We start from the raw sequence: 26,258 nt of genomic DNA, 5'->3' as shown, positions 1-26,258 counted from the left end.
GCACCCGGCCCGGCCGGCTGGCAGGGTCGCCACCTTGAGCGAAACGGGGGTCTTGGATGGACAGGCGGAAACTGGGCACGATCGAGGTGAGCGACGTCTGCCTCGGGACGATGACATTCGGGCGCGACACGGGCCGGGACGACGCCTTTGCCCAGATGGACCGCGCGCTCGACGCCGGCATCAGCTTCTTCGATACCGCCGAGATGTATCCCGTGCCCCCGCAGGCCGCCTTCTACGGCCGGACCGAAGAGGTGATCGGCGCCTGGCTCTCGGCCCGCCCCGGCGCCCGCGACCGGGTGCAGATCGCCAGCAAGATCAGCGGCCCGAACGGCGGCCATTCCCGCGGCGGCAAGGGGTTCGAGCCGGACAACATCGCCGACGCGGTGGACGGCTCGCTCAAGCGGCTGGGGACCGACCGCATCGACCTCTACCAGCTGCACTGGCCCAAGCGCGGCGGCTATGCCTTCCGGCAGAACTGGACCTTCGATCCCCGCGGCAGCTCGAAGGCGCGGGTCGAGGATCACATGGACGCCATCCTGACCGAACTCGCCAAGCTGGTGGCGGCGGGCAAGGTGCGGGCCTTCGGCCTGTCGAACGAATCCGCCTGGGGCACGATGGCGTGGCTGGGCGCCGCCCAGCGCACCGGCGGGCCGCGGGTGGTGTCGGTGCAGAACGAATACGGGCCGCTCTACCGGATGTATGACACCGACATGGCCGAGGTCGGGCAGAAAGAGGACGTCACGCTGCTGGCCTATTCGCCGCTCGCCGCCGGGCTTTTGACCGGGAAATACGCGGGCGGGACGATCCCCGAGCGCTCGCGCGCCGCGACCGACAAGCGCGAGGGCGGGCCGGGCAACCTCGGCGGGCGGATGACCGAACGCGGGCTCACCGCCGCCGACGCCTGGGTCGAGATGGCCCGCGGGCTCGGGCTCGACCCGATCCACGCCGCGGTGGCGTTCGTCCGCCAGCGGCCGTTCCCGGCGATCCCGATCATCGGGGCGACCACCCCGGCGCAGCTCGACCACCTGATCGCCGGGCTGGGGGTGACGCTCGACGACGACGCGCTGGCCGCCATCGACCGCTTCCACCGCGCCCACCCCCTGCCCTACTGAGCGGGGGCGCGAGGGGTGACGCAGCGGCGGGCTTGCACCGCCGCGCGGCCCCCGCAACATCGCGCCACATTCGTGGAGGAACCCCATGCTGCCGCCGATCCTGTCGAACCTGCGCGTCCCCGCCATCGCCTCGCCGATGTTCATCGTCTCGGGGCCGGACCTCGTCATCGCCCAGTGCAAGGCCGGGATCGTCGGCAGCTTCCCGGCCCTGAACGCGCGTGAGAAGGACGGCGAGCCGCCGCTGCTCGACGCCTGGCTGACCCGGATCGCCGAGGAACTCGACCGCCACAACCAGGCCAACCCCGACCGCCCGGCGGCGCCCTTCGCGGTCAACCAGATCGTCCACCGCTCGAACGCCCGGCTCGAGCGCGACATCGAGATCTGCCACCGCCACAAGGTGCCGATCTGGATCACCTCGCTCGGCGCCCGACCCGAGGTGAACGCCGCCGCCCATGACTGCGGCGGGATCACCCTGCACGACGTCATCACCCCCACCTTTGCCCGCAAGGCGCTGGAGAAGGGCGCCGACGGCCTGATCGCGGTGGCGGCGGGCGCGGGCGGGCACGCCGGCGGCCTGTCGCCCTTCGCCCTGATCCAGGAGATCCGGTCCTTCTTCGACGGCCCGCTGCTGCTGTCGGGCGCCATCGCCACCGGCCGCGCGATCCTCGCGGCGCAGGCGATGGGGGCGGACCTCGCCTATATCGGCAGCCCCTTCATCGCCACGGCCGAGGCCAACGCCGACGCCGCCTACAAGCAGATGATCGTCGATTCGGGGGCCGAGGACATCGTCTATTCCTCGCTCTTCACCGGGATTCACGGCAACTACCTGAAGCCCTCGATCCGGGCCGCGGGGATGGACCCCGACGCGCTCGGCTCGGCCGACGCCTCGGCGATGGACTTCGGCAAGGGCGCGGCCAAGGCCAAGGCGTGGAGCCAGATCTGGGGCTCGGGCCAGGGCATCGGCGCGATCCACGAGGTGACGCCGGCGGGCGCGCTGGTGGACCGGCTGGCGGCGGAATACGCCGAGGCACGGCAGGCGCTCTGCGCCGGGTGAGGCGCGGGGGCTGACGAGCGGGCGGTGAGCGCCGCGCGCGGATCGGCGGCGTCTCGGCCCCGCGGGGCTGACGAGGTGCGGCCGAGCCTCCGATGAAAGCCCATCAGGTCCATCATGGCGAAACGGGCTTCTGCCGAGGCCCGGTTGCCGGTCGAGACTCCCGCGTCGAGATTCCCTAGCACAAGGAGCGGAGCCGCCCCCCACCGGGGGCGCTCCCACGCAGCCGCCCGATTGCGGGCTGTCGCGGATCGGATAGCGACCGCGGCTCCAACCCCTTCGGACACGGGCGCATCCCCTCACCCTTTGCCTGCCAACCAGACGGGCAACTGTGGGCGGGAGGGGTGGGCTCGTTTACTGCCTCTCAGATGGGCGTGGCGCAGCCCTCTCCAATCGGCTCTCCGCAGCCGCGCTCCACCCGCACCCATCCGCATACCCCGACCCCAACGTCACCCCACCGCCGCGCACGCGGCTGTCGCGCGGGCGTCATGCGCGCGGTACACACCCCTCAGCGCAGATGCCCGGACCCGCCATGACCCCCTCGCAGACCCCAGCCCCCACCCCGCCGCACCCCACCCTCGCCGAGGCCACGCGGGTGTGGGCACGCATCGCCGCGCTCTCCTTCGGCGGGCCGGCGGGGCAGATCGCGGTCATGCACCGTATCCTCGTGGACGAGCGGCGCTGGCTCGGGGACGGGCGGTTCCTGCACGCGCTGAACTTCTGCATGATGCTGCCCGGCCCCGAGGCGATGCAGCTCGCGACCTATGTCGGCTGGCTGATGCACGGGGTGCGCGGCGCGCTGGTGGCGGGGGGGTTGTTCATCCTGCCCGGCGCGGTCTCGATCATGGCGCTGTCGGTCGTCTATGTGCTGTGGGGGGGGACCGGGCTCGTCGCGGGGCTGTTCTTCGGCCTCAAGGCCGCGGTGCTGGCCATCGTGGTGCAGGCGGTGGTGCGGATCGGGACCAAGGCGCTGACCTCGCCCGCGCGGCTGGTCCTCGCGGCCGTGGCCTTCGCCGCCATCGCGGGGCTGGGGGCGCCCTTCCCGCTCATCATCCTCAGCGCGGCGCTGGCCGGCTGGGCGGGCAGCCGGATGGGCGTCGCGGGGCTCGCGGGGCCCGGGCACGGCGCCGCGGGGACCATCGCCGACGCCGGCACCGTGCTGGGCGAGGCCGCGCCGCCCGCCGGGGCGGGGGCGACCCGCGCGGGGCTGGTGGCGCTGGTGCTGTGGCTCGTCCCGGTCGCGGCGCTGTGGCTGGCGCTGCCCGGCAGCGTCTGGGCCGAGATCGCGGCGTTCTTCGCCAAGCTCGCGGTGCTGACCTTCGGCGGCGCCTACGCGGTCCTCGCCTGGGTCGCGCAAGAGGCCTCGGCCCGCTACGGCTGGGTCACGCCGGGCGAGATGCTCGACGGACTGGGGCTCGCCGAAACGACGCCCGGGCCGCTCATCATGGTGACGCAGTTCGTGGGCTTCCTCGCCGCCTGGCGCGAGACGGGGGGCAGCGTCGGGGCCGGGGTGCTGGGCGGGCTGCTGACGACCTGGGTGACCTTCGCGCCCTGCTTTGCCTTCATCTTCCTCGGCGCCCCGCACATCGAGCGGCTGCGCCACAACCCCGGCCTCGCCGCGGCGCTCGGCGCCATCACGGCGGCGGTGGTGGGGGTGATCCTCAACCTCGCGCTCTGGTTCGGCTGGCACTTCGTCATGCCGGGCGGGCGGCTCGACCCGTGGGCCGCGGCGCTGTCGGGGGTGGCGCTGGTGCTGGTCTTCGGGCTGCGCTGGGGCGTGGTGCCGGTGCTGGCCCTGTGCGCGGCGGCCGGGATGGCGCTGCGGCTGGCGGGGGTCGCCTGAGGGGCCGCCCTGACGGCGGCCCCCCCGGTCGGTTCAGTGGCTGTCGGCGGCAGCGCCGGCGCGGCGCAGCTCATCCTCGTCCACCGGCTTCGCGCCGTTGAAGAACCAGTTGAGCACCACGGCCGACACCGCGGCAAGCAGGATGCCCGAGTGGGTCAGCACCCGGGTCCCGCGCGGCAGCCACTGGTCGAAGTCGCCGGCGATCATCGGGATCATCCCCATGCCGATGGCGATGGCGACGATGAACAGGTTGTGCCGGTTGGCGGTGAAATCGACGCGGCTGAGGATGCGCACGCCGGTCGCGGCCACCATCCCGAACATCACCAGCCCGGCCCCGCCCAGCACGACCGTCGGCAGCGCCTCGACCAGCGCGCCCATCTTGGGGATCAGCCCCAGCACGATCATGATTGCCCCGCCCGCCACGCAGACGAAGCGCGAGCGCACGCCGGTCACGCCCACCAGCCCCACGTTTTGCGAGAACGAGGTGTAGGGGAAGGTGTTGAACACCCCGCCGAGGATCGTGCCGACGCCGTCCGCCCGCAGCCCCGCCGCCAGCCGCGGCTGGCTGATCCGGTGCCCGACCATGTCGCCGAGCGCGAGGAACATCCCCGTCGATTCGATCATCACCACGATCATGACCAGCGTCATGGTCAGGATCATCACCGGGTCGAAGGTCGGCATCCCGAAGTGGAAGGGCCGGATCGGCGCGAACCAGGCGGCCGCCGCGACCTTCTCGAAATGCATCATCCCCATCGACGCGGCGAGGAGCCCGCCCACCACGATCCCGATCAGCACCGCGATGTTGGACAGGAAGCCGCGCCCGAAGCGGGCGATCAGCAGGATCGTGGCCAGCACCACCCCGGCGATCAGGAAGTTGCGGGGCGCGGCGTAAAGCGGGTTCGGCACGCTGGCGGCGATCTTCGTCCCCAGCGGCACGCCGCCCGCGGCAACCTGCGCATCCAGCCACGCCTGCATCGCCGGATCGACCAGCTTCGGCGCCGTCGGCCCCTGCTGCAGGCCGAAGATCCAGTTGATCCCGATCGGCATCAGGCTGATCCCGATGGTCAGGATCACCGTGCCGGTGACGACCGGCGGGAAGAACCGCAGCATCCGGCTGACCAAGGGCGCCAGCAGCACCGCCACGATCCCCGCCCCGATCACCGCGCCGAAGAGCGCCCGCGCCCCGATCTCGCCCGGGGTCTCGTTGGCGATGGCGACCATCGGCCCGACCGCGGCGAAGGTCACGCCCATCATCACCGGCAGCCGCACGCCGAGCCACGCGCCCGCGCCCATCGACTGGATGATCGAGGCGATGCCGCAGACGAACAGGTCAGCCGAGATCAGGAACGCCACGTCCTCGGGCGAGAGCTTCAGCGCCCGGCCGACGATCAGCGGAACGGCGATGGCGCCCGCATACATCACCAGCACATGCTGAAGCCCCAGCGCAAAGAGCCGCGGGGCGGGCGGCACGGCCTCGACAGGGTCGAGCGTGCCACGGGAATGGGTCAGGTCGGTCATCGGTCTCCCTCGGTTCACGGCTCTGCGGCCGCTCGGGCCGAGGCTGCGCTGGCGGATCGGCTGCGCCAAGCCAAATCGCGCGGCTTTCCACCATGCGGATTGCACCCTGCCCGGGATTGCGCCAGCCTGCCCGCGCCATGACCGACCCCCGCCGCCCCGTGCCCCCGCCGTCCGACAACACCCCCTCGACCCCTGCGGCCAAGCCGCCGGCCCGCACCGGCCGCCCGCGCAAGACGCCGGCCGAAGAGCCCGCGGGCGGCTCGGCCGTGGTGGACCGGGCGCTGGCGATCCTCGACGCGCTGGCGGCCCGTGACGGGCTGCCGCTCTCGGACATCGCCCGCCAGCTCGGGCTCGCGCCCTCGACCACGCACCGGCTGCTGGGCGCGCTGGCCGCGCGGCGGCTGGTCGAGGCCGACCCGGCGACGCAGGGCTGGTCGATCGGTCCCGGCGCGGTGCGGCTGGGCGCGGCCTTCCTGCGCCGCGGCGGGCTGGCCGAGCGCGCCCGCCCGGCGCTGGACCGGCTGGCCGCCGAAAGCGGCGAGACCGCCGCGCTCGCCGTTCCCGACGCCGACGCGGCGCTGGTCGTGGCCGAGGCCGCCGGCCCCGCCACGCTGCGGGTGGTGCTGGCCCCCGGCACCCGCCTGCCCCTGCACGCGAGCGCCGCGGGCAAGGCGCTGATCGCGCATCTGCCGCTCGCCCGGGTCGAGGCGCTGCTGGGCGCCGGCCCCCTGCCGGCGCTGACGCCGCAGAGCCTGACCGATCAGGGCGCGCTCACCGCCGACCTCGCCACCCTGCGCCACGCCGGTTGGCTGTCCGAGCGAGACGAGTCGGTGCCGGGCCAGTCGGCGGTCGCGGCGCCGGTCTTCGCGGGCTTGGGCGACCCGGTCGCGGCGCTGACGCTCGCCGGCCCGTCGCTGCGGCTGGACGCGCGCCGCATCGAGGCCCTCGGTCCCACCATCGCCGCCGCCGCCGCCGCGCTGGGGGCAGCGCTCGGGGGGCGGTGAGGGGCCGTCCCGCCGTGGAAATGGTGGGGTTTGGACGGCCTCACGCGCGAGGGCTCACGCCCGTCAGCCTGGCCCAGCACGGCGCTCGTTCTCAAAGGGGAGCCGTCCCCGCTGCGTCGGCGGGCAACCCGCGGCCGCCGCGCCATCCTGCGGCGGGCGCCCCCGCCCGAGCCACCACCCCGCCCCCTCCCGTCCCGCCCTTCCACCGGCCGCGCCGTGCCGCTAGGGTCGCGGCGATGACCAGCCCTCCCGCCCCTCTCGCCACGATCGAGGCCGCCGACGCGGCCCTGACCGCCGGCCTTGCGCGGATGCTCGCGCCGCGGCTGGCGCCGGGCGACACGCTGCTGCTCGACGGGCCGGTGGGGGCCGGCAAGACCCATTTCGCCCGCGCCCTGATCCGCGCCCGACAGGGCGACGCGGCCGAGGATGTGCCGAGCCCGACCTTCACTCTCGTCCAGACCTACCTCGACGCGGGCGGGACCGAGCTCTGGCACGCCGACCTCTACCGCCTCATTGATCCCGCCGAGCTGTTCGAGCTGGGGCTCGAGGATGCGATGCCCGAGGCGATCACGCTGATCGAGTGGCCCGAGCGGATGGGCGCCCCGCCCGCCGGCGCGCTGCGGGTCGCGCTGTCCGCCACCGACCCCGACCTGCGGCGCATCACGCTGAGCGGCGATCCCGCGCGCTGGGGTTGGGTGGCGCGCCTTGCCGCGGCGGCGCGGATCGTCCACGCCGCCGGCTGGGCCGAGGCGCGGGTGGCGCCGCTGGCCGGGGACGCTTCGGCCCGCAGCTATGCGCGGCTGACGGCGCCCGAGGGCACCGCCGTCCTGATGGACGACCCCGGCGGGCAGCTGCCGCGCTATCTTCAGATGACCGACTGGCTGCGCGACCGGGGCTTTGCCGCCCCCGCGGTGCTGGCCGCCGACCCCGCACAGGGCTTCGCGCTGCTCGAGGATCTGGGCGACGACCTGCTCGCCCGGGTGCTCGACCGCGACCCCGGGGCGGCCGAGGCGCTCTATGACCGCGTCACCGACCTGATCGTGGACCTGCACCGCCACGCCCCGCCCGACTTCGTGGCCCCGCTGGACGGCGCGGCGCTGGCCGGGCAGGTCGGGCTTCTGGCCGAGTGGTACGCCCCGGCCGCCGGCGCCCCCGGCGCAGGGGCCGAGGCGGGCGCCGCCATCGCCGCGCTGTGGGACCGGCTGGCCGCCGACACCCCGCCGGTCGTCTCGCTGCGGGATTTCCATGCCGAGAACCTCGTCTGGCTGGGCGACGGGCCGCTGGGGCTGCTCGACTTTCAGGACGCGGTGGCGACGCACCCGGCCTATGAGCTCGCCTCGGCCCTGCAGGACGCGCGCCGGGACATCCCGCCCGCGACCGAGGCGCGGCAGATCGACCGCTACCTCGCCGCGACCGGGCATGACCCCGACCGCTTCCGCGCCGCCTATGCGCTGATGGGTGCGGCGCGAGGGCTGCGGATCATGGGGATCTTCGCCCGGCTGGCGCTGCGCGACGGCAAGCCGCGCTACCTCGACCTGATGCCGCGGGTCTGGGCGGCGGTGGCGCGCGACCTCGCCCACCCGGCGCTGGCGCCGCTGGCCGAGGCGGTGGCCGGCGTGCCCGCGCCCACGCCCGAGGTCATCGTCGCGCTGCGTGCCCGCACCGGGCGCGCGGCCGAGGCGCCGACCACGTTGATGCTGTTCGCCGCCGGCAAGGGCACGCGGATGGCGCCGCTGACCGACCACACGCCGAAGCCGCTGATCCCGGTCGCCGGGCGACCGCTGCTCGACCACGCGCTGGACCTCGCCACCGCGGCGGGGGTGGCGCGGGTGGTGGTCAACACCCATCACCTCGGCGAGCAGATCGCCCGCCACCTCGCCGGGCGTCCGGGCGTCGTCATCTCGGACGAGGCCGACCTTCTGCGCGAGACCGGCGGCGGGCTGCGCCACGCGCTGCCGCGGCTCGGGCCGGGGCCGGTGCTGACCATGAACCCCGACGTGATCTGGCGCGGGCCGAACCCGCTGTCCGCGCTGCGCGCCGGCTGGGACTGGGACCGGATGGAGGCGCTGCTGATGCTCGTCCCCGCCGCGCGCACCCGCGGGCGGGTCGGCCCGGGCGACTTCTCGCTCGACGCGCGGGGCCGCCTCCGCCGCGGCGGGCCGCTCGTCTACGGCGGGGCGCAGGTCATCGCCACCGACCGGCTGGCGGGGGTGGCGGCCGAGGTGTTCTCGCTCAACCTGATCTGGGACGCGATGATCGCGGCGGGCGGCGCTTACGGCCTCATTCACCCCGGCGACTGGTGCGACGTCGGGCGGCCGGACTGCATCCCGCTGGCCGAGGGGATGCTGGCCGAGGCGATGCGTGAGGGGCGGACCTGATGCGCGGCCTCTACGCCCTGCCCCCCGGCGTGGACTTCGCGGGCGAGGTCGTGCGCGGCCTGCGCGAGCGCATGGCGGACCGCCCGCCCGAGGCGATGGCCTCGGTCACGATCCACTGCAACTCGGGCCAGACGCTGCGCGCCATCGAGGCGGCGTTCCACCGTGGCGGGGCGGCCCTTCTGCCGCGGCTGCGGCTGATCGCGGAACTCGGGACCGGCGCCGGGTTGCCTTCGCCCGAGGCGCCGCTCGCCCGCCGGCTCGAGCTGTCGCGGCTGGTCGCGGCGGCGCTGGCCGCGGGCGGCACGGCGGCGCAGGACTGGGGCCAGTCGGTGCCGGCGCTGACCCGCTCGCTCGCCGGGCTGATGGCCGAGATGCAGGCCGAGGGGCTGGGGCCCGAGGCGCTCGAGACGATCGACGCGGGCGCCCATGCGGCGCATTGGCAGCGGGCGCTGGCCTTCCTGCGGATCGCCGCGGGGTTCCATCTCGGCGACGACGCCCCCGACCGCGAGGCGCTGCAGTACCGGGCCGCGCGGACGCTCGCCGACGACTGGGCCGCGGGCCGGAACCTGCCCGCGGGGCCGGTGATCGTCGCGGGCTCGACCGGCTCGCACGGGGCCACGCGGCTGTTCATGGAGGCGGTGGCGCATCTGCCCGAGGGCGCGGTGATCCTGCCCGGCCACGACGCCCACACGCCGCCCGAGCTTCTGGCCCGCCTCGCCGCGGGGGACGAGGACCACCCGCAGGCCCGGCTGGCCGCGCTGATCGAGGCGCTGGGGCCGCCGCAGCCCTGGACCGATGCCGCGCCGCCGGCCCCGGCCCGCAACCGCCTCGTCAGCCTTGCGCTGCGCCCGGCGCCGGTGACCGACCGCTGGATCGCCGAGGGGCCCTCGCTCGGGCCGCTGCTGGCGGCGACCGAAGGGCTGGGGCTGATCGAGGCCGACCAGCCCGCCGCCGAGGCCGCGGCCATCGCCGCGCTGATCCGCGCCACGATCGAGGACGCCCGCCCGGTCACGCTGATCGCCGCCGACCGCAACCTGACCCGGCGGGTGACGGCGCAACTGGACCGCTGGGGCATCCGCCCCGACGACAGCGCCGGGGCGCCGCTGCCGCTGACCGCGGCGGGGCTGTTCCTGCGCCACATCGCCGAACTGCCGCTCGCGCCCTTCGAGATCGCGCCGCTGCTGGTGCTGCTCAAGCATCCGCTGACCGCGACCGGACAGGGCGACAGCGCCACCGCGCGGCGGCGGGCGCGGCGGGCGCATCTGCTGCACACCCGGGAACTCGAGCTGTTCCTGCGCCGCAACGGCCCCCCCTTCCCCGACGCCGCGGCGCTGCGCCGGTTCGGCGCGGCCTCGCGCCGGGGCCGCCCCGCCCCCGGGCGCGCGGCCTGGGCCGAGGGGGTCGCGGCGCTGATCGACGCGACCCTGCCGCTGATCGCCGACCCCGGCCCGCTGCCGCTGGCCGATCGCGCCGCCCGCCACCGCCGGCTGGCCGAGCTGTGGGCCGCAGGCGCCGGGGGCGAGGCGGAGGCCTCGGCGCTCTATGCCGAGCGGGCGGGCGACAAGGCGCGCGCCGTCCTCGACCACATCGCCGCCCACGCCCCGCGCGGCCCCGAAAGCTCGGCCCGCGACTTTGCCGAGCTGCTGGTGCAGGAGCTGCAGGCGCAGGCGGTGCGCGCCGACGCCGACTCGCACCCGCTGGTCCGCATCCGCGGCCCGCGCGAGGCCCGGACCGAGGTCGGCGCCCAGCCGGGCGGGCTGGTGATTCTCGGCGGGCTGAACGAGGGCGGCTGGCCGCAGGCGCTCGACCCCGATCCGTGGCTCAGCCGGCCGATGCGGCGGCAGGCGGGGCTGCCGCTGCCCGAGCGGCGGATCGGTCTGTCGGCGCATGATTTCCAGATCGCGGTGGCGGGGCCCGAGGTGATGCTGACCCGCGCCCGGCGCAGCGACGAGGCCGAGACGATCCCGGCCCGCTGGCTGAACCGGCTTGTGAACCTCGTGGCCGGGCTGCCCGCGCAGGACGGCAAGGCGGCGCTCAAGGCGATGCGGGCGCGGGGCGACGTGTGGCTGGCCCACGCCGCGGCGCTGGCGGCGCCCGGGCCTGCGGATCAGGCCCCCGCCGCCCCCCGCCCCGCGCCGCGCCCGCCCGCCCCGGCGCTGAGCGAACTCTCGGTCACCGCCGTCTCGCGGCTGATCCGCGACCCGTATGCGATCTACGCGGCCCGGGTGCTGCGGCTGCGCGCGCTCGACCCGCTCAGGCCGCTGCCCGACGCGGCCGAGCGCGGCAACGTGCTGCACGACATCATCCGCCGCTTCCTGACCCCGGCCCCGGCCGCGGGCGACAGCCCCGAGTTCCTGGCCGCGCGGCTGCTCGCCGCGGCCGACGAGGTGCTGGCGGCCCAGGTGCCCTGGCCCGCGGTGCGGATGTTCTGGCGCGCCCGCATCGCCGGGATCGCCCCGGCGCTGGCGCGGGCCGAGGCCGAGCGGCTGGCCGAAGGCGCGCCGATGGTGGTCGAGACCGGGCACCGGCTGCCGCTCGCGGGGACCGGCTTCACGCTGACCGCCCGCCCCGACCGCATCGACCGGCTGAACGACGGGCGGGTGGTGATCTACGACTACAAGTCCGGCACGCCGCCGACCGCGAGACAGGTCAAGGCGTTCGACAAGCAACTGCCGCTCGAGGCGGCGATGGCCGAGCGCGGGGCGATCGGGGGCGAGCCGCTCGAGGTGGCGGACCTGCGCTACATCCGGCTGGGCGGCAAGGGCGAGACGACCTCGCTCGGCTGGGGCGACGACCTGACCGGGACGTGGGACGATTTCGTGACGCTGATCGGCGCCTATCTGTCGGGCGCGCACGGCTTCGCGGCCCGGCGGGCGATGGAGCGGACGACCGATGGCTCGGATTACGACCACCTGAGCCGCTATGGCGAGTGGTCCGACGCCGACCCCGCAACGGTGATCGAGGTGGGCCGTGACTGATCCGACACCCCCGGAGGATCCGACCGAACCGGACAAGGGCAAGCGCGAGGATGGCGGCCCGACGCCGGATCAGGGCGGCACGCCGGATTCGGAAACCCCTTCCGAACCCCCCAAAGCCCCCGACGACGCCACCCGCAACCAGCACCGGGCCGCGGACCCCGAGCGGTCCACGTGGCTGACCGCCAACGCCGGCTCGGGCAAGACCAGCGTGCTGACTGACCGGGTGGCGCGGCTGCTGCTGGACGGCACCCCGCCCGAGCGCATCCTGTGCCTGACCTACACCAAGGCCGCCGCGACCGAGATGCAGAACCGCCTGCTCGGCCGGCTGGGCGAGTGGGCAATGCTGGACGACGCCACCCTCACCGCGCAGCTTGCGGCAATGGGGGTGGGCCCCGCGGCCGACCTCGCCGCCGCGCGGCGGCTGTTTGCGCAGGCGATCGAGGCGCCGGGGGGCCTCAAGGTCCAGACCATCCACAGCTTCTGCGCCGGCGTCCTGCGGCGCTTTCCGCTCGAGGCCGGGGTGCCGCACGGCTTCGCCGAGCTGGACGAGCGCACCGCGGCCAACCTGCGCGCCGAGGTGATCGAGGCGATGGCCCGCGAGGGCGCGCCCGAGATGGCGGACCTGATGTCGCTGCTGACCGAGGACCGGCTGGACGGGTTCCTCGCCACGCTGCGCGACCATGACGCCGCGCCCTGCGCCGACACGCTGTGGGCCGGCTGCGGCCTGCCGCCGGGGTTCGACGAGGCCGCGCTGCTCGCCGACTGCCTCGACGGGGGCGAGGCGACGCTGATCCCGGCGCTGATCCCGCTGCTCGAGGCGAGCAGCGCGAACGACCAGAAATCCGCCGCCCACCTGCGCGGCGCCGACTGGACGCAGCCCGACCTCGGCGCGCTCGAGGTGCTGGAGCGGGTGCTGCTCAACGGCGAGGGCGCCAAGGCGCCGTTTTCCGCCAAGCTCGGCGGCTGGCCGACCAAGGCGCTGCGCAGCGGCCCCTGCGCGCCGTTCGTGGACCAGATCGAAGAGCTGATGTCGCGGGTCGAGGCGACCCGGCCCCGGCGGCTGGCGCTTGCCCACGCCACCCGCACGCTGGCTTTGCAGCGCTTCGGCCACGCCTTCTGCGCCCGCTATGCGGCGGCGCGGCGGGCCGGGGGGTGGCTCGACTTCGACGACCTGATCCTGCGCACCGCGCGCCTCCTCGAGGATGCGGCGATGGCGCAGTGGGTGCTGTTCCGGCTGGACGGCGGGATCGACCACATCCTGGTGGACGAGGCGCAGGACACCTCGCCCGCGCAATGGCGGGTGATCGAGCGGCTGACGACCGAGTTCACCGCCGGCGAGGGCGCCCACGACCGGCCCCGCACGCTGTTCGTGGTGGGCGACCCGAAGCAGTCGATCTTCTCGTTCCAGGGCGCCGACATCGCGGTGTTCGAGGACCGCCGCCGCCAGTTCAAGGCCGCCTTCGACGCCGCCGGCCAGCCGATGCAGGACGCGGCGCTGCTGCACTCGTTCCGCTCGTCCCCGGCGATCCTCGCGCTGACCGATGCGGTGTTCGAGGGGCCGGCCGGCGAGGGGCTGGGCGAGCTGCCGCCGCACCACATCGCCTTCCGCGACCGGATGCCGGGGCGGGTGGACCTGTGGGCGCCGGTGCCCGAGCCGCAGAAGCCCGAGCCGGGTCCGTGGCACGAGCCGGTGGACCAGCCGGCGCCCAATGCCGCGGCCACCGTGCTGGCCGAGCGGGTGGCGGCGGCCACCAAGGCGATGATCGGCACGCCCATCCTGCCGCGCGGCAAGGACGAGCCGCGGCCGATCAGGCCGGGCGACATCCTGATCCTCGTGCAGCGCCGCAAGGGGCTGTTCCACCACCTGATCCGGGCGCTGAAGAAGGCCGAGCTGCCGGTGGCCGGGGCCGACCGGCTGCGGCTCGGGGCCGAGCTGGCGGTGCGCGACATCCGGGCGGTGCTCTCGGTCCTCGCGCTGCCCGAGGACGATCTGTCGCTGGCCGCGGCGCTGCGCTCGCCGCTCTTCGGGCTCAGCGAGGACGCGCTCTACCGCCTCGCCGCGCCGCGCAAGGGGCTGCTGATCGCGGCGCTCAGGGCCTCGCCGCACCGCGAGGCGATGGCGATCCTCGAGGATCTGCAGCGCCACGCCGACTTCATGCGCCCCCATGACCTGATCTCGCGGCTGCTGATCCGGCACCGCGGGCGGGCGCGGCTGATCGGCCGGCTCGGCCCCGAGGCCGAGGACGGGATCGACGCGCTGATGGCGCAGGCCCTGACCTACGAGACGACCGAGGCGCCCTCGCTGACCGGGTTCCTTGCGTGGCTTGCCGATGACGAGGCCGAGCTGCGCCGCCAGCCCGACAGCGCGTCCGAGGGCGAGGGGGTGATCCGGGTGATGACGGTGCACGGGGCCAAGGGGTTGGAAAGCCCGGTGGTGATCCTGCCCGAGACCGCCAGGCGCGGCGGCCCCGGCCAGACCCCGCCGACGATCCTGCCCGACAGCGGCCCGCCCGCGCATTGGCGGGCGGCGAAACCCATGCAGACCGAGGACGTGCGCGGGTGGATCGACCGCGACGCGCGCCGGTCCGAGGAAGAGCGGCGGCGGCTCCTGTATGTCGCGCTGACGCGCGCGGAAAGCTGGCTGATCGTGGCTGCTGCGGGCGAGACGGGGGTGGGGACCGAAAGCTGGTATGCGATGGTCTCGGACGGGTTCGACCGCGCGCGCCAGCCCGGCCTCGACGCCCAGACGCTGGACGACGGGCACGGCGGCACCACCCGGCGGCTGGCCTTCGGCGACTGGCCGGTGGCCGCGGCGGCGGCCGGCAGGGGCGATGCGCCCCCGCCCCCGCCCCTGCCCGACTGCCTGCGGCGCGAGGCCCCGGCCGTGGCCCGCCCGCCGCGCCCGGTCGCGGCGACGAGCCTCGGCGGCGACAAGATCGCCGCGGGGGCCGTGGGGCCGGGCGACCGGGCCGCGGCGCTGCTGGCGGGGACGCGGCTGCACCTGCTGCTCGAGCACCTGCCCGACCTCGACCCCGCCGACTGGCCCGACCGTGCGAGGACGCTGCTGGCCGGGACCGAGGACGGGCTGCCGACCGCGCCCGAGCTCGACGCGCTGCTGGCCGAGCTGGCCGAGATCCGCGGCGCCGAGGCGCTGGCCGGGCTCTTCGCCCCGCCACCCGGCGCCACGGTGCTGCGCGAGGTGGCGCTGTCGGCACCGCTGACAGGCGGGCTGCGGCTTTCGGGCGCCATCGACCGGCTGATCGTCGCGCCCGAGGGGATCACCGCCATCGACTACAAGTCGAACGCCGCGGTGCCCACTGACGCCGCTGCGACGCCCGAAGGCTACCTGCGTCAGATGGCCGCCTATCGCCACGCGCTGCGGGCGATCTGGCCCGGCCGGCGGGTGGAGACGGCGATCCTGTGGACCCGGACCCGGACCCTGATGCCGCTGCCCGACGCGACGCTGGACGCAGCTTGGGCACGGGCGCTCGCCGAGCTGGCCCCCGACGCCGCGCCTTGACCCCGGGGGGCTGGCTTCATAGCTCTGGAACAACCGAACCCGCGCCATGAAGGAGACCCCGATGGCCACGATGAAAGCCTCCGACGCCGATTTCGACAGCGTCGTCCGTCAGTCCGACGTCCCCGTGATGGTGGACTTCTGGGCCGAATGGTGCGGCCCCTGCCGCCAGATCGGCCCCTCACTGGAAGAACTCTCCGAGGAATATGCCGGCAAGATCAAGATCGTGAAGGTGAACGTGGACGAGAACCCGGACACGCCCGCGACGCTGGGCGTCCGCGGCATCCCGGCGCTCTTCATGTTCAAGGACGGCAAGGTCGTCTCGAACCGCATGGGCGCGGCGCCCAAGGCGGCGCTCAAGTCGTGGATCGACGAGAGCCTCTGACCGTCCCCGCGACGTGACAGGACGGCGCTGCCCCCCGGGCGGCGCCGTTCTTCGTTGCGGCGCCCGTCAGGCGGGGATGCGCAGCGCCCCGGGCAGCTCGTCCACGCGGCGCGGGCGGTCGAAGTGATAGCCCTGCATCAGCCGCACGCCGAGGCTGCGCAGGCACTCGCGTTCCGCCTCGGTCTCGATCCCCTCGGCCACCACCGCCATGCCGAGGTCGCGGCACAGGTTCACCACGTGGCGCAGCACGATACGCGGGCGCGCGTCGCCGCAGGTCTCGATGAAGCCGCGCGACAGCTTGATGCCGTCGAAGTGGCCCGACCCGATGTGCGAGAGCACCGCGTATTCCGTGCCGAAATCGTCCAGCACCGTGCCGAACCCGTGCCGGCGCAGACCGGCAAAGGCGTCGCTGCCGGCGAGCTCGGCCATGTTCACGCTTTCCGTCAGCTCGAGCGTCAGCCGCTGCGGGGCGACGCCGTGGGCGCGGGCAATGGCCAAGGCCTCGTCGGCGAAGCCCGGCACGGCGAGTTGGCGGGCCGAGACGTTGAGGTTCACCCGCACCGACGGGTCGAGCCGCGCCATCTCGGCGCAGGCGCGGGTCAGCACCCAGCGCCCCAGCTCGGTGATCATGCCGTTCTCTTCGGCCAGCCGGACAAAGAGCGACGGCTCGATGCGGCCGAACTGGGGGTGCTGCCAGCGGATCAGCGCCTCGTGCGAGACGGCGCGGCCGCTGTCGACATCGACGATGGGCTGGTATTCGAGGAAGAACTCGTCGTTGCGGCAGGCCGCGCCCATGGCGCTGAGCAGCCGGTCGCGCAGGTCGGATTCGGCCTGCATCTGCGGATCGTGGACCACCAGCGGCAGGCCCGCGGCCTTGGCCCGGCGCAGCGCGAGGTCGGCCTTGTGCAGCACCCGCGACACCGGGTCCGGCTCGTCCCAGTCGGCGTCGGCGAGGCCGGCGCTGACGGTCAGCGGGATGACCAGCTCGCCCACCCCCACCCCGGCCGACGCCGCCGCCTCGAGCGCCGCGCAGACGGCGCGCGCCTCGGCGCGGTCGGCGACCACGACGCAGAACTCGTCACCGCCCATCCGGGCGCAGACGGAATGCGCAGGGGCGGCGGCGCCCAGCATCTGGGCCAGCCGCACGAGGAAGCGGTCGCCCTGCTGGTGGCCGTAAAGGTCGTTCACCGCCTTGAAGCGGTCCACGTCCAGCATCACCACCGTGGCGCTCGCCTGCTTGTCGCGCAGCCGCACGAGGTTTGCGGCAAGCGTGCGGCGGTTGCCGAGGCCGGTCAGCGCGTCGTGTTCGGCGAGGTAGCGCGCCCGGTCGAGCGCGCGCCGCTGGTCGTGGATGTCCTCGAGCGTGCCGACCCATTCGGCCTCGAACCCGTCGGCCGCGGGCAGCAGCACGCCGCGGGCGCGGACCCAGCGCCAGCGGCCCTCGCGGTCATGGACGCGGCAGTCGGTCTCGAGCCCGTCGGTCGGCTCGCGGCCGCGGAAGTCCAGCAGGCCGCGGTCCTCGGGGTGGACGCGGTCCAGAAAGCCGCGGTCGAGCGCGGATTCGTCGGGGCAGCCGGTCAGCTCGTGCCAGCCCGCGGCGGCGAGGACCCGGCCGGCGGGGTCGGACCGCCACATGACCAGCGCCCCCGCCCGCAACAGCGCGCCGTAACGCTCGCGGCTGCGGCGCAGCGCGCCCTCGGCCGAGACGTCGCCGGGCGCGCCCTCGGCGATGGCCACGCGGTCGAAGCGGTCGGCGGGCTCGGGCCAGAATGTCGTCATCGCGCTCACGCCTGAAAAAGCAATTCGATCGAAACAAGGGGCCGCGCAAACATCCGGCCGGACCGTGAAACCACAAGCGACATCAGGCCGCAGCGCGTGCCGAAAAATGCTCGGGCACCTTGGCCGCTGCGACCATGACCCCGAGCGTAGGCGGCCGCGCGATTTGGTTCCAGTTCGCCGGCACGGGATCGAGATTTTTCTTGCGCAGCGTGGGACGCCCGCCACAGGGTCGGGGCGGAGGACGCGGGAGGGAGAGGACAGCCGATGGACCACCTGCCGATGATCGCGGCCCTGTCCGAGCGCTTCGGCGACGGCCTGACGGCGGCGCTGATCGGGCTTGTCACCGGGGTGCTGTTCGGCGCCGCCGCCCAGCGGTCGGCCTTTTGCCTGCGCGCCGCGACGGTCGAGTTCGCCCGCCGGCAGATGGGGCCGCGGATGGCGGTGTGGCTCTTGTCGTTCTCGTCGGCGGCGGTCTGGGTGCAGGCGGCGGCGCTGAGCGGGCTCTTCGCGCCCAACGAGGCGCGGATGCTGGCCGTCACCGGCTCGATCAGCGGGGCGGTGCTGGGCGGGCTGATCTTCGGCGCCGGCATGGTGCTGTCGCGGGGCTGCCCCGGCCGGCTGCTGGTGCTGGCGGCGACGGGGAACCTGCGCTCGATCCTCTCGGGGCTCTTGTTCGCGGTGACGGCGCAGATGGCGCTGCACGGCTGGCTGGCCGGCGCGCGGGGCGAGATGGCCGCGTGGTGGGTGACGCCGGACGGGCGCAACGTGAACCTGCTCACCGCGCTGGGGCTGCCGCGCGGATCGGGGCTGGCGCTGGGGCTCGGGGTGGCGCTGCTGGCGCTCTACATCGCGCGGCGGAACCGGATCGGGCCGCGGCCGCTGATCTTCGGCGCGGGTGTGGGGGTCGTCGTGGCGCTGGGGTATTTCATGACCTACAGCCTGGCGCAGGTGGCGTTCGACCCGGTGTCGGTCAGTTCGGTGACCTTCACCGGCCCCTCGGCCAACACGCTGATGGCGATGCTGGCCCCGTTCGAGGGCTGGGGCTTCGACATCGGGCTGATCCCCGGGGTCTTCATCGGCTCGTTCGTGGCCGCCGCCATCGCGGGCGAGCTGCACTTCCAGACCTTCGAGAACGCCGGGCAGACGCGCCGCGCCATGCTGGGGGCGGTGATGATGGGGTTCGGCGGGATGCTGGCGGGCGGCTGCTCGATCGGCAACGGGATCAGCGGCAGCTCGATCTTTGCGCTCACCGCCTGGGTGGCGCTGCCGGCGATGTTCATCGGCGGGGCGCTGACCGACCTGCTGATCGACCAGCCGCGCGAGGGGGTGCGCCGCCCCGCGCGCCCGTAGGGGACCGGCCTCAGCCGGGGACGAAGCGGTAGGCGTCGCCGTCGCGCTCGACCTGGCCGAGGCCGCCGTCGGGCAGGTGATAGCCGAGGATGCGCCAGCCCTCGTCGGCCAGCCGCGCGAGCGTCGCCTTGCGCGTCTCGGCGGCCTGCGCCGGCTCGTGGTCGGTCGCCGCGCCGATCTCGGGGCGGGCGAAGCTCAGCGGCATGGTGATGAAGTCGCCGGTGACAAACACCCCCTCGGCCGGGGTGCCGACGGCGAACGACGTGTGGCCCGGCGTGTGGCCGGGGGTCGCCACCGCGACGACGCCGGGCAGCACTTCGGCACCGGCCTCGAAGGTGGTGACGGCCTCGCCCAGCGCCTCGAGCCGGCGCGCGGCGCCCGCGGCGAAGCTCTGCTGGGCTTCGGGCAGGGCTGCGGGGGTGGCCGGGTCGGTCCAGAAGCGGTGCTCCTGCGCGCCCATCTGCATCCGCGCGGCGGGGAACAGCGGCTCGTCGAAGTCGTCGAGCACCCCCCACAGGTGATCGGGGTGGGCGTGGGTGAAGACCACGTCGGTCACGTCGTCGGGCGTCAGGTCCAGCGCCGACAGCGCCTCAGCCAGCTTGCCCGCGGTCGGCATGAAATCCGGCCCCGAGCCCACGTCGAACAGCACCACCCGCCCGTCGTGCCTGAGCAGCGTCACGTTGAGCGGGCTCTGCACCACGCCGCCGGGTGTCAGCCCGAACTGCGCGCCCAGCGCCGCGCGCTCGGCCTCGGGCAGCACCGACAGCGTCATGTCGGCCGGCAGCTCAAGCCAGCCGTCCGACAGGCTGTCGATGCGCATCCCCCCGAACTCGGCCGTGGTCACCGCCCAGGCGCGGCGCAGCGGCAGGGCGGTCGTGCCCAACGCCAGGGCGGCGCCGGTCAGAAGCAGTCGGCGGGTGATGCGCATCGGTCAGGCCTTTCTCGGTCGGGGTCAGTCCATCTTGGGGGCGTCGGGGTTGTCGGCGTCCTCCGACCCGCCCGGCGTCACGTCGAGGTTCGCCGCACGTTTGGTGATCTCGACGCTGTCCTTGCAGTCCTCCATGCAGGGCTGGCCGGTGAACTTCGGCAGCTCGGTCGTCTCGCGGTCGTCGACGACGAAGCCGTCGACGTTCGGCATCACCACGCTGTCGAAGTTGTCGCGATTGAGGACGAAATCCTGATCCACGATGCCGTTCGAGTAGAGGATGTAGGCGACGATCGCATAGGTCTGGTCCGCTTCGAGCGTCTGCGCCGAGCCGAACGGCATCGAGCGGTGAACGTAGTCCCAGACCGTCGAGAGATGCGGCCAGTACGAGCCCACGGTCTTGACCGGGCGGTCGTGGGTCAGCGTGCCCTCGCCCCCGGCGAGCGCCGGCCAGTTGTCCACGCCCTCCGCGAACTCGCCGTGGCACGAGGCGCAGTGGTCCGAGAAGATCATCTCGCCATCGGCGGCCGAGCCCTGCCCCTCGGGCAGGCCCTGACCGTCGGGACGCACCGCGACCGACCACGCCGCGATCTCCTCGGGCAGGGCGAGGCGGCCGATGCGCGGCGCCTCGCCCGGCGCGGCAGCGGGGGTGGCGGCGGGGGCCGCAGCGGCCGGGGTTGCGGCATCAGGTGCTGCGGCGGCAGGGGCAGCGGCCGCCGGACCCGCCTCACTCGGTGCGGCCGCGGCTGCCGGGGCGGCGGGGGCCGCGTCAGCAGGAGCAGCGGCAGGGGCCGCGTCGCTCGGCGGGGCCGCGGCTGCCGGGGCCACCTCGCTCGGCGCGGGGGCGGCGGCGGGGGTCTGGGCGAAGGCCGGGGCGATCAGCCCGGCAGCGAGCGCGGCGCCCAGAAGAACCTCAGGAAATCTCGACATTTTCCACCTTCCCATCCGCGGCGACGTGCCAGGTCTGGATGCCGTTGTTGTGATAGACCGAGCGCAGCCCGCGGATCTCGCGCAGCGCGTCCTTGGTCGGCTGGACGTAGCCGGTCGCGTCAATGCAGCGCGACTGGATCAGCATCTCGGACCCGTCCCACTCGTGGTCGAGGTAGAAGCGGTGCAGCGACAGCGGGTTGGCGTTCGGCACCAGCCGCGCCTCGCGCCAGCTCTTGCCACCGTCGAGCGTCACGTCCACCCGCGTGATCGCACCGCGGCCCGACCAGGCGAGGCCGGTGATGACCAGCGGCCCCTTGCCGTGGGTGATCGGCGCCTGCGGGCTGGGCGAGGTCACGACGGACTTGGCGTCCATCACCCAGGTCCATTTCCGCGAGGTGCCGTCGGCCAGGGTGTCGGTGTATTTCGACGTCTCCTCGCGGCTTTCCCACGGCTGGTCGCCAAGCTCGATCCGGCGCAGCCACTTGATCCACATGTTCCCCTCCCACCCCGGCACGACGAGCCGGACGGGATAGCCATGTTCCTTGCGCAGCGCCTCGCCATTGGCCTTGAAGGCCACCAGCACGTCGTCGAGCATCTTTTCCAGCGGGAAACTGCGGGCGTTCGAGGACGCATCCGCGCCCTCGGCCAGCACCCACTTGGCCTCGGGCTTCACCCCCGCCTCTTCGAGCAGCAGGCGCAGCGGCACGCCCGTGTACTCCATGTTGTGGATCATGCCGTGGGTGTATTGCGCGCCGTTGAGCTGCGCGCCGCCCCACTCCATCCCGCTGTTGGCGGCACATTCGAGGAAGCAGGTGACGTTCTGGCGCGGGAAGCGCTCGAGGTCGTCGTAGGTGAAGACCAGCGGGCGCTCGACCAGGCCGTTGATCATCAGCCGGTAGTCGGGCTTCGACAGCTCGATGGCGCCCGAGTGGTGACGCTCGAAGGCGCAGCCGGCCGGGGTGATGGTGCCGTCGAGCGCGTGGATCGGGGTGAAGTTGATCGACGAGATCACGTCGGCCGTCAGCCACGAGACGGTGCGGCGGATGACGTCATCCTCGAAATGGATCGGCATCCCGTAGGGGTGCGCGTCCACCCCGTCGCCGAACCCCGAGGCCCAGGGCTGCACCTCGGTGATGAGGGGGTCGGGCCCGCCTTGCGCCCGCGCTGCGGCGGGGACGAACGAGGTCGCGGCCAGCCCCGCGCCCGAAGCGAGGGTGGTGGTCAGGAAGCGCCGCCGGGAGGCAGAGGTCGCGGTTGTGTCGTGGGTCATTCGGATCACCCTCCTGTCACGGTGACGGTGGTGCGCGGGTCCACCCGCACGGTGCCGGTCTTGCGGATATGGGCCTCGATCACGTCCCAGATCTGCGGACCCTCGGTGCCTTCGTTGACGCTGGCCCAGCCGCCGACCGTGTAGCTCCTGGCGGGGTCGATCGCCTCGCCCGTGTCGGTCAGGGTCAGGGCCGAGATCCGCTCACCCATCGGCTTGGCGATGTCGATGGCGTAGCTGAGGCCCCCCACCCGCACCATGTCGCCGCCCTGCTGGTAGTAGGGGTCGGGGTTGAAGATGTTGTCGGCCACGTCCTCGAGCACGGTCTTGAGCATCTCGCCCGACATCTCGTTGCGATAGACCTGGCCGTAGGTCATCGAGCAGGCGTTGTGGATGTCCTCGCGGGTGATGTCGTCGCCGGGGATCAGCGACGGTCCCCAGCGCACGCCGGGCGACAGCGCGATCTGGGCGTCACGCTCGGACCGGATGGCGTCGCAGATCAGGTCGTCCCACGTGCCGTTGAAGTTGCCGCGGCGGTAGAGCAGGCTTTCGGTCTTGCCCACCACCTCTTCCAGTTCGGCCTTGAAGGGCGCGCGCTCGGTCTCGATCAGGCTCGCCATGTCGGCGTCGGGGGTGATGACGTCCGAGAAGATCGGGATCAGCTTGTGGCGGAAGCCCATCATCCGCCCGTCGCGCACGTCCAGATCGACGCGGCTCACGAACTTGCCGTTCGACCCCGAGGCGATCAGGATCGTCTCGCCCACCAGCACCGGCTCGGGCACGGCGTCGTGGGTGTGGCCGGTCAGGATCACGTCGATACCCTTCACGCGGCCGGCCATCTTGTGATCGACGTCGAAGCCGTTGTGCGACAGGCACACGACCAGATCGACCTTTTCGGTCCCGCGCAGCTCGTCCACGACGGCCTGCATCCGCTCTTCGCGGATGCCGAAGCTGTAGTCGGGGAACATCCACTTGGGGTTGGCGATCGGCATGTAGGGGAAGGCCTGGCCGATCACGCCGACCCGGACGCCGGCCTTCTCGATGATCGTGTAGGGGTCGAAGGCGGGCTCGTCCCATTCCACATCGAAGATGTTGGCGCCGAGGAACGGGAAGGGCAGCGCGTCCACGATCTCCTTCACCCGGTCCTGGCCGAAGGTCCACTCCCAGTGGCTCGTCATCCCCTCGACGCCGAGCGCGTTCATGACATTGACCATGTCCTGGCCTTTGGTCCTGAGCGAGGTCATCGACCCGTGCCAGGTGTCGCCGCCGTCAAGCAGGATCGAGTCCGGCCGCGCGGCGCGGATCGCCTTGACCACCGTGGCGACCCGGTCCATGCCGCCCATCCGGCCGTAGGTCCGGGCCAGCGCGGCGAAATCCTCGTGCGTCAGCGCATAGGCGTCGGGCGAGCCCGGGGCGATGCCGAACATCTCGAGAAACGCCTTGCCGGTGACGTGCGGCGGCCGGCCGGCGGCCTCGCCCACGCCGATGTTCACCTCGGGCTCGCGGAACCAGATGGGCTTGAGCTGGGCGTGGATGTCGGTGACGTGGATCAGGGTCAGGTTGCCGAAATCCTCGAACTCCAGCAGCTTGTCCTGCGTCAGCGCCTGCTGGGCGGCGAGCCGGCCCCAGTTGCCGTGGCCGCTGAGGCCCCAGAGCGCCGAGGTGGCGAGCGCGGCCTGCAGGAACTCTCGCTTGGTGATCATGGGTCATGCTCCGTCATGGCCGCGCGCGGGAGGCGTGCGACCGTGGGGTTGATGGCAGCGGGGTGCAGGGCCACCCCGCCGCGCGCGTCCGAAATGGGCTGCGTCCGTCAGTGACGGACCGACACGCCCTCGACCGGCAGGCCTGCGCCGCGCGAGGCGACATAGAGTTCGAGCGCCCGGAACTCGGGCGAGCCGGCGGCAAAGGTCTCGGCCCGCGTGTCGCGCACGCAGCCGACGAAGCGCTGGTGGATCGAGACCATGCCGGCGTCCTTGAGCCGGTAAGTCGGGAAGCCGTTGATCTGGCCCTGCGACAGGTGGTCGGCGCGGATCATGTCGCCGGCGTGCTGCTCATGGCAGTTGGCGCAGGCAAGCTCGAGCTGACCGTAGCGGGTGTAGTAGATCTCTTTGCCCTTCTCCCAGTAGCTCTGGGCCGGGCCGTCGGTCTTGACCGCCACCGGCATCCCGCGCGACTGCATCGAGATCGCCGCGGTCATGTTCTTCATTTCCTGGCTGTTCCACTTCCACTCGTCGGCGCCCATGCGGGTGGTGCGGCAGTTGTTGACGAAGTTCTCGAGCGACCACAGGTCGTCGCCCTTTTCGTTCATCTTCGGCATCGCGGCGCGCACGCCCTTCATCGAGTCGATGCCGTTGTGGCAGCTGGCGCAGGATTTGCCCTCGGTGCCCTCGACCGCGTCCCAGGCCGCAAGGCCGCTGTCCACGAACACCATGCCGGGATTCGAGAAGTCGTCGGACTGCATCGCCCGCGTGTCGGGGTCGCGGTAGGCGTGGCCCGAGATCACCTCGGGGAAGGTGTCCTTGAGAAACTCGGGCGCCGGCGCCCTGAGCGGCAGCACGACCTCGCCGCCGTTGATCGACAGCTCCTTGTCCTCGATCGGGTCGGCCTGCGCCGCCGCCGTCGAGAGAATCATCGCGGCGAGCGCGGCAGCGGCGAATTTCCTGGTCATGACGTTCCCCCCGTCGATGGTCTGGCTGCTGCCGGTGTCCGGCGCTTGGCTTTGTGGGCGGGGCCGCGGGTGGCCGCGGCCCGCGCAGGTCAGGCGACCTCGATCGACTGCTTCTCCTCGTAGACCGAGCCGTCGTCGTCGTGCCAGGTGAAGGTGAACTCGCCCGATTTCTCGACCTTCACGTCGAATTCGAAATACGGGTTGGTCGAGATCGCCGGCTCCATCTTCACGTCGATGACGTTCTCGCCGGCGAAATCCACCACGAAGCGGTTGATGATCTCGCGCGGTATCAGCTTGCCGTCGGCATCCTTGCGCTGCCCGGATTCCATCGGGTGGCTGATGAGGGTCTTGAGGTTGATGACCTCGCCGGGCTTCGCGGTCTTGGGCACGCGCACCCGCGGTCTGACGTCCTTGGCCATGTTCTTCTCCTGTAATTCCTGGATCGGGGCGGGCGGTCAGCCGCCGCAGCCGCCGATCGTGACCTTCACGTTCGACTTGGCCTGGGCGAAGTTGCCGTCGGCCAGCTTGGCGATGGCCACCACGTCCTGGGTCTTGGCCAGCCGGATGCGGGTGGCGAGGGCGTGCTTGCCGGCGGCGGGGCCGAAGCTGGCCACCATGACGCCCGGCGTCGGGTTGCCGGTGGCGAGCATCAGGATCTCGGTCGCGCCCTCGGCCTCGACCGAGACGGGGACGGTGTTGCCGTTCTCGGCGATCTCGGGGGCGGTCAGGCGGATGCCCTCGGTCCCCGGCTCCTTCCCGCCGGTGAACTCGGCGATCCATTCATCGACGGTCTTGACCGCGGCCGGCTCGGCCGGGGCGGCGGCGGCCGCGTCGGCGGCGGGCGCGGGGGCGGCGGCCTGGGCGAGGGCCTGTCCGGCCCCGGCGAGGCCGAAGCCGGCGGCGCCGAGGATCAGCGCCTTGCGTCGATTCAATTCCATGCGTCAGTCTCCTTCAGGTCGGGCGCGGGGGCGGCGTGCACGGCCGGCCTGCGCCTGGCGATCACTTGAGCGTCATCAGATAGGCCACCACATCCTCGATCTGCTGGGCGTCGAGGATCGGCGGCAGCGGCCCCTCGGGCGCCTTGCCGGTGTAGGCGGCGCCGGGGCGGACATAGCCTTCGGTCTTGTAGAACGAGGGCATCATCGAGTCCGGGAAGGTCTGCTTGGCGTCCATGACGATGCCGCGCAGATGCGCCTCGTCATAGCGCTCGGCCGCGCCGCCGAGCGAGGGGCCGATGTTGCCCTGGAAATCGACCTCGGGCATCGAGGGGATCTCGTGGCAGGCCACACAGTTGCCCAGCGAGTTCGTCGACATGATCTTGTAGCCCGACTCGACGTTGCCGGGTGTCCCGGTCAGCGACTGCGCCACCGAGCCGTGGTCGTACTGGACCGACGAGGGGGCGGGCGCCTCGGCCGCGAGGGACGGGCCTGCGGCGAGCATCCCGGCCACCGCGAGGGTAAGCGCAGACCCCACGCGCGACACCGGATCGCCGGCCGGACCAGAGCCGATTCGGCAGACGTTTCCTGTGACAAATCGTAGCATGCGGCTCCTCC

Annotated in this window: 19 protein-coding genes; 9 read left to right on the top strand and 10 right to left on the bottom strand. The window is 73.3% G+C overall.

Annotated features, from left to right (window positions below):
* Positions 1-56 precede the first annotated feature (56 nt).
* The 3 genes from HGN31_RS09940 to chrA all read left to right on the top strand — a co-directional run bounded on the left by HGN31_RS09940 (position 57) and on the right by chrA (position 4,006).
* Entirely contained in the window at positions 57-1,112 is a 1,056-nt protein-coding gene (locus tag HGN31_RS09940) for an aldo/keto reductase (protein WP_168783073.1), read from the top strand.
* A gap of 85 nt (positions 1,113-1,197) precedes the next feature.
* The gene (locus tag HGN31_RS09935; protein WP_168783072.1) at positions 1,198-2,166 is read left to right on the top strand and encodes an NAD(P)H-dependent flavin oxidoreductase; all 969 of its coding nucleotides are present in this window, start codon (positions 1,198-1,200) and stop codon (positions 2,164-2,166) included.
* 529 nt (positions 2,167-2,695) lie between these two features.
* Positions 2,696-4,006: a chromate efflux transporter gene (gene chrA / locus HGN31_RS09930; protein WP_168783071.1), complete on the top strand. Its 1,311-nt coding sequence runs from the start codon at positions 2,696-2,698 to the stop codon at positions 4,004-4,006.
* Between the two features lie 33 nt (positions 4,007-4,039).
* Here the strand turns inward: chrA and HGN31_RS09925 are convergent, their stop codons facing one another.
* Positions 4,040-5,524, bottom strand: coding sequence for a nucleobase:cation symporter-2 family protein (locus HGN31_RS09925; RefSeq protein WP_168783070.1), 1,485 nt, complete (start codon positions 5,522-5,524; stop codon positions 4,040-4,042).
* A gap of 137 nt (positions 5,525-5,661) precedes the next feature.
* Here HGN31_RS09925 and HGN31_RS09920 point away from each other — a divergent pair, with 137 nt between their 5' ends.
* The 5 genes from HGN31_RS09920 (at position 5,662) to trxA (ending at position 15,786) form a co-directional block, all read left to right on the top strand.
* Positions 5,662-6,528, top strand: coding sequence for an IclR family transcriptional regulator (locus HGN31_RS09920; RefSeq protein ID WP_168783069.1), 867 nt, complete (start codon positions 5,662-5,664; stop codon positions 6,526-6,528).
* 236 nt (positions 6,529-6,764) lie between these two features.
* Positions 6,765-8,906 carry a tRNA (adenosine(37)-N6)-threonylcarbamoyltransferase complex ATPase subunit type 1 TsaE gene (tsaE, locus tag HGN31_RS16720; protein WP_342355765.1) on the top strand — a complete coding sequence of 714 codons (2,142 nt, stop codon included), beginning with the start codon at positions 6,765-6,767 and terminating at the stop codon, positions 8,904-8,906.
* A complete protein-coding gene (gene addB / locus HGN31_RS09905; protein WP_168783068.1) occupies positions 8,906-11,884 on the top strand; it encodes a double-strand break repair protein AddB in 2,979 nt (992 codons plus the stop codon). The genes tsaE and addB overlap by 1 nt, the downstream gene beginning before the upstream one ends.
* Positions 11,877-15,404: a double-strand break repair helicase AddA gene (gene addA, locus HGN31_RS09900; protein ID WP_168783067.1), complete on the top strand. Its 3,528-nt coding sequence runs from the start codon at positions 11,877-11,879 to the stop codon at positions 15,402-15,404. Before addB ends, addA begins: the two co-directional genes overlap by 8 nt.
* Before the next feature lie 61 nt (positions 15,405-15,465).
* Positions 15,466-15,786: a thioredoxin gene (gene trxA / locus HGN31_RS09895; protein WP_036703072.1), complete on the top strand. Its 321-nt coding sequence runs from the start codon at positions 15,466-15,468 to the stop codon at positions 15,784-15,786.
* 66 nt (positions 15,787-15,852) lie between these two features.
* On the opposite strand, the gene HGN31_RS09890 is transcribed toward trxA, so the two are convergent.
* Entirely contained in the window at positions 15,853-17,565 is a 1,713-nt protein-coding gene (locus HGN31_RS09890; RefSeq protein WP_168783066.1) for a putative bifunctional diguanylate cyclase/phosphodiesterase, read from the bottom strand.
* 264 nt (positions 17,566-17,829) lie between these two features.
* Between HGN31_RS09890 and HGN31_RS09885 the strand changes: the two genes are divergently transcribed.
* Complete coding sequence (locus tag HGN31_RS09885) at positions 17,830-18,915, top strand: YeeE/YedE family protein (RefSeq protein ID WP_036709888.1); 1,086 nt, start codon at positions 17,830-17,832, stop codon at positions 18,913-18,915.
* A gap of 10 nt (positions 18,916-18,925) precedes the next feature.
* Here the strand turns inward: HGN31_RS09885 and HGN31_RS09880 are convergent, their stop codons facing one another.
* The 8 genes from HGN31_RS09880 to soxX form a co-directional block, all read right to left on the bottom strand.
* Complete coding sequence (locus HGN31_RS09880; RefSeq protein WP_168783065.1) at positions 18,926-19,843, bottom strand: MBL fold metallo-hydrolase; 918 nt, start codon at positions 19,841-19,843, stop codon at positions 18,926-18,928.
* A 24-nt stretch (positions 19,844-19,867) separates the two neighbouring features.
* The gene (locus tag HGN31_RS16780; protein WP_168783064.1) at positions 19,868-20,770 is read right to left on the bottom strand and encodes a c-type cytochrome; all 903 of its coding nucleotides are present in this window, start codon (positions 20,768-20,770) and stop codon (positions 19,868-19,870) included.
* Positions 20,754-22,040: a sulfite dehydrogenase gene (gene soxC / locus HGN31_RS09870; RefSeq protein ID WP_036703061.1), complete on the bottom strand. Its 1,287-nt coding sequence runs from the start codon at positions 22,038-22,040 to the stop codon at positions 20,754-20,756. Before soxC ends, HGN31_RS16780 begins: the two co-directional genes overlap by 17 nt.
* Before the next feature lie 5 nt (positions 22,041-22,045).
* Entirely contained in the window at positions 22,046-23,740 is a 1,695-nt protein-coding gene (gene soxB / locus HGN31_RS09865) for a thiosulfohydrolase SoxB (RefSeq protein ID WP_168783063.1), read from the bottom strand.
* Between the two features lie 107 nt (positions 23,741-23,847).
* On the bottom strand, positions 23,848-24,705 hold the full coding sequence (gene soxA / locus HGN31_RS09860) for a sulfur oxidation c-type cytochrome SoxA (RefSeq protein ID WP_168783062.1): 858 nt from the start codon (positions 24,703-24,705) through the stop codon (positions 23,848-23,850).
* A gap of 89 nt (positions 24,706-24,794) precedes the next feature.
* Positions 24,795-25,124 carry a thiosulfate oxidation carrier complex protein SoxZ gene (soxZ, locus tag HGN31_RS09855; protein WP_036703056.1) on the bottom strand — a complete coding sequence of 110 codons (330 nt, stop codon included), beginning with the start codon at positions 25,122-25,124 and terminating at the stop codon, positions 24,795-24,797.
* A 36-nt stretch (positions 25,125-25,160) separates the two neighbouring features.
* A complete protein-coding gene (soxY, locus tag HGN31_RS09850; protein WP_074826163.1) occupies positions 25,161-25,643 on the bottom strand; it encodes a thiosulfate oxidation carrier protein SoxY in 483 nt (160 codons plus the stop codon).
* 61 nt (positions 25,644-25,704) lie between these two features.
* Complete coding sequence (soxX, locus tag HGN31_RS09845) at positions 25,705-26,178, bottom strand: sulfur oxidation c-type cytochrome SoxX (RefSeq protein ID WP_244960962.1); 474 nt, start codon at positions 26,176-26,178, stop codon at positions 25,705-25,707.
* Positions 26,179-26,258: the final 80 nt, after the last annotated feature.

It is taken from the genome of Paracoccus sanguinis (genome assembly GCF_012689545.1).
GTDB classification, from domain to species: domain Bacteria; phylum Pseudomonadota; class Alphaproteobacteria; order Rhodobacterales; family Rhodobacteraceae; genus Paracoccus; species Paracoccus panacisoli.
The sequence above is the reverse complement of the archived record's forward strand: the minus strand, read 5'-3'. Positions and strand labels throughout refer to the sequence as shown.

Excerpts from the sequence above, each read along its gene's own strand:
- HGN31_RS09940 (WP_168783073.1), top strand. The coding sequence starts at position 57 with ATGGACAGGCGGAAACTGGGCACGATCGAGGTGAGCGACGTCTGCCTC.
- HGN31_RS09935 (WP_168783072.1), top strand. The coding sequence starts at position 1,198 with ATGCTGCCGCCGATCCTGTCGAACCTGCGCGTCCCCGCCATCGCCTCG.
- chrA (WP_168783071.1), top strand. The coding sequence starts at position 2,696 with ATGACCCCCTCGCAGACCCCAGCCCCCACCCCGCCGCACCCCACCCTC.
- HGN31_RS09925 (WP_168783070.1), bottom strand. The coding sequence starts at position 5,524 with ATGACCGACCTGACCCATTCCCGTGGCACGCTCGACCCTGTCGAGGCC.
- HGN31_RS09920 (WP_168783069.1), top strand. The coding sequence starts at position 5,662 with ATGACCGACCCCCGCCGCCCCGTGCCCCCGCCGTCCGACAACACCCCC.
- tsaE (WP_342355765.1), top strand. The coding sequence starts at position 6,765 with ATGACCAGCCCTCCCGCCCCTCTCGCCACGATCGAGGCCGCCGACGCG.
- addB (WP_168783068.1), top strand. The coding sequence starts at position 8,906 with ATGCGCGGCCTCTACGCCCTGCCCCCCGGCGTGGACTTCGCGGGCGAG.
- trxA (WP_036703072.1), top strand. The coding sequence starts at position 15,466 with ATGGCCACGATGAAAGCCTCCGACGCCGATTTCGACAGCGTCGTCCGT.
- HGN31_RS09890 (WP_168783066.1), bottom strand. The coding sequence starts at position 17,565 with ATGACGACATTCTGGCCCGAGCCCGCCGACCGCTTCGACCGCGTGGCC.
- HGN31_RS09885 (WP_036709888.1), top strand. The coding sequence starts at position 17,830 with ATGGACCACCTGCCGATGATCGCGGCCCTGTCCGAGCGCTTCGGCGAC.
- HGN31_RS09880 (WP_168783065.1), bottom strand. The coding sequence starts at position 19,843 with ATGCGCATCACCCGCCGACTGCTTCTGACCGGCGCCGCCCTGGCGTTG.
- HGN31_RS16780 (WP_168783064.1), bottom strand. The coding sequence starts at position 20,770 with ATGTCGAGATTTCCTGAGGTTCTTCTGGGCGCCGCGCTCGCTGCCGGG.
- soxC (WP_036703061.1), bottom strand. The coding sequence starts at position 22,040 with ATGACCCACGACACAACCGCGACCTCTGCCTCCCGGCGGCGCTTCCTG.
- soxB (WP_168783063.1), bottom strand. The coding sequence starts at position 23,740 with ATGATCACCAAGCGAGAGTTCCTGCAGGCCGCGCTCGCCACCTCGGCG.
- soxA (WP_168783062.1), bottom strand. The coding sequence starts at position 24,705 with ATGACCAGGAAATTCGCCGCTGCCGCGCTCGCCGCGATGATTCTCTCG.
- soxZ (WP_036703056.1), bottom strand. The coding sequence starts at position 25,124 with ATGGCCAAGGACGTCAGACCGCGGGTGCGCGTGCCCAAGACCGCGAAG.
- soxY (WP_074826163.1), bottom strand. The coding sequence starts at position 25,643 with ATGGAATTGAATCGACGCAAGGCGCTGATCCTCGGCGCCGCCGGCTTC.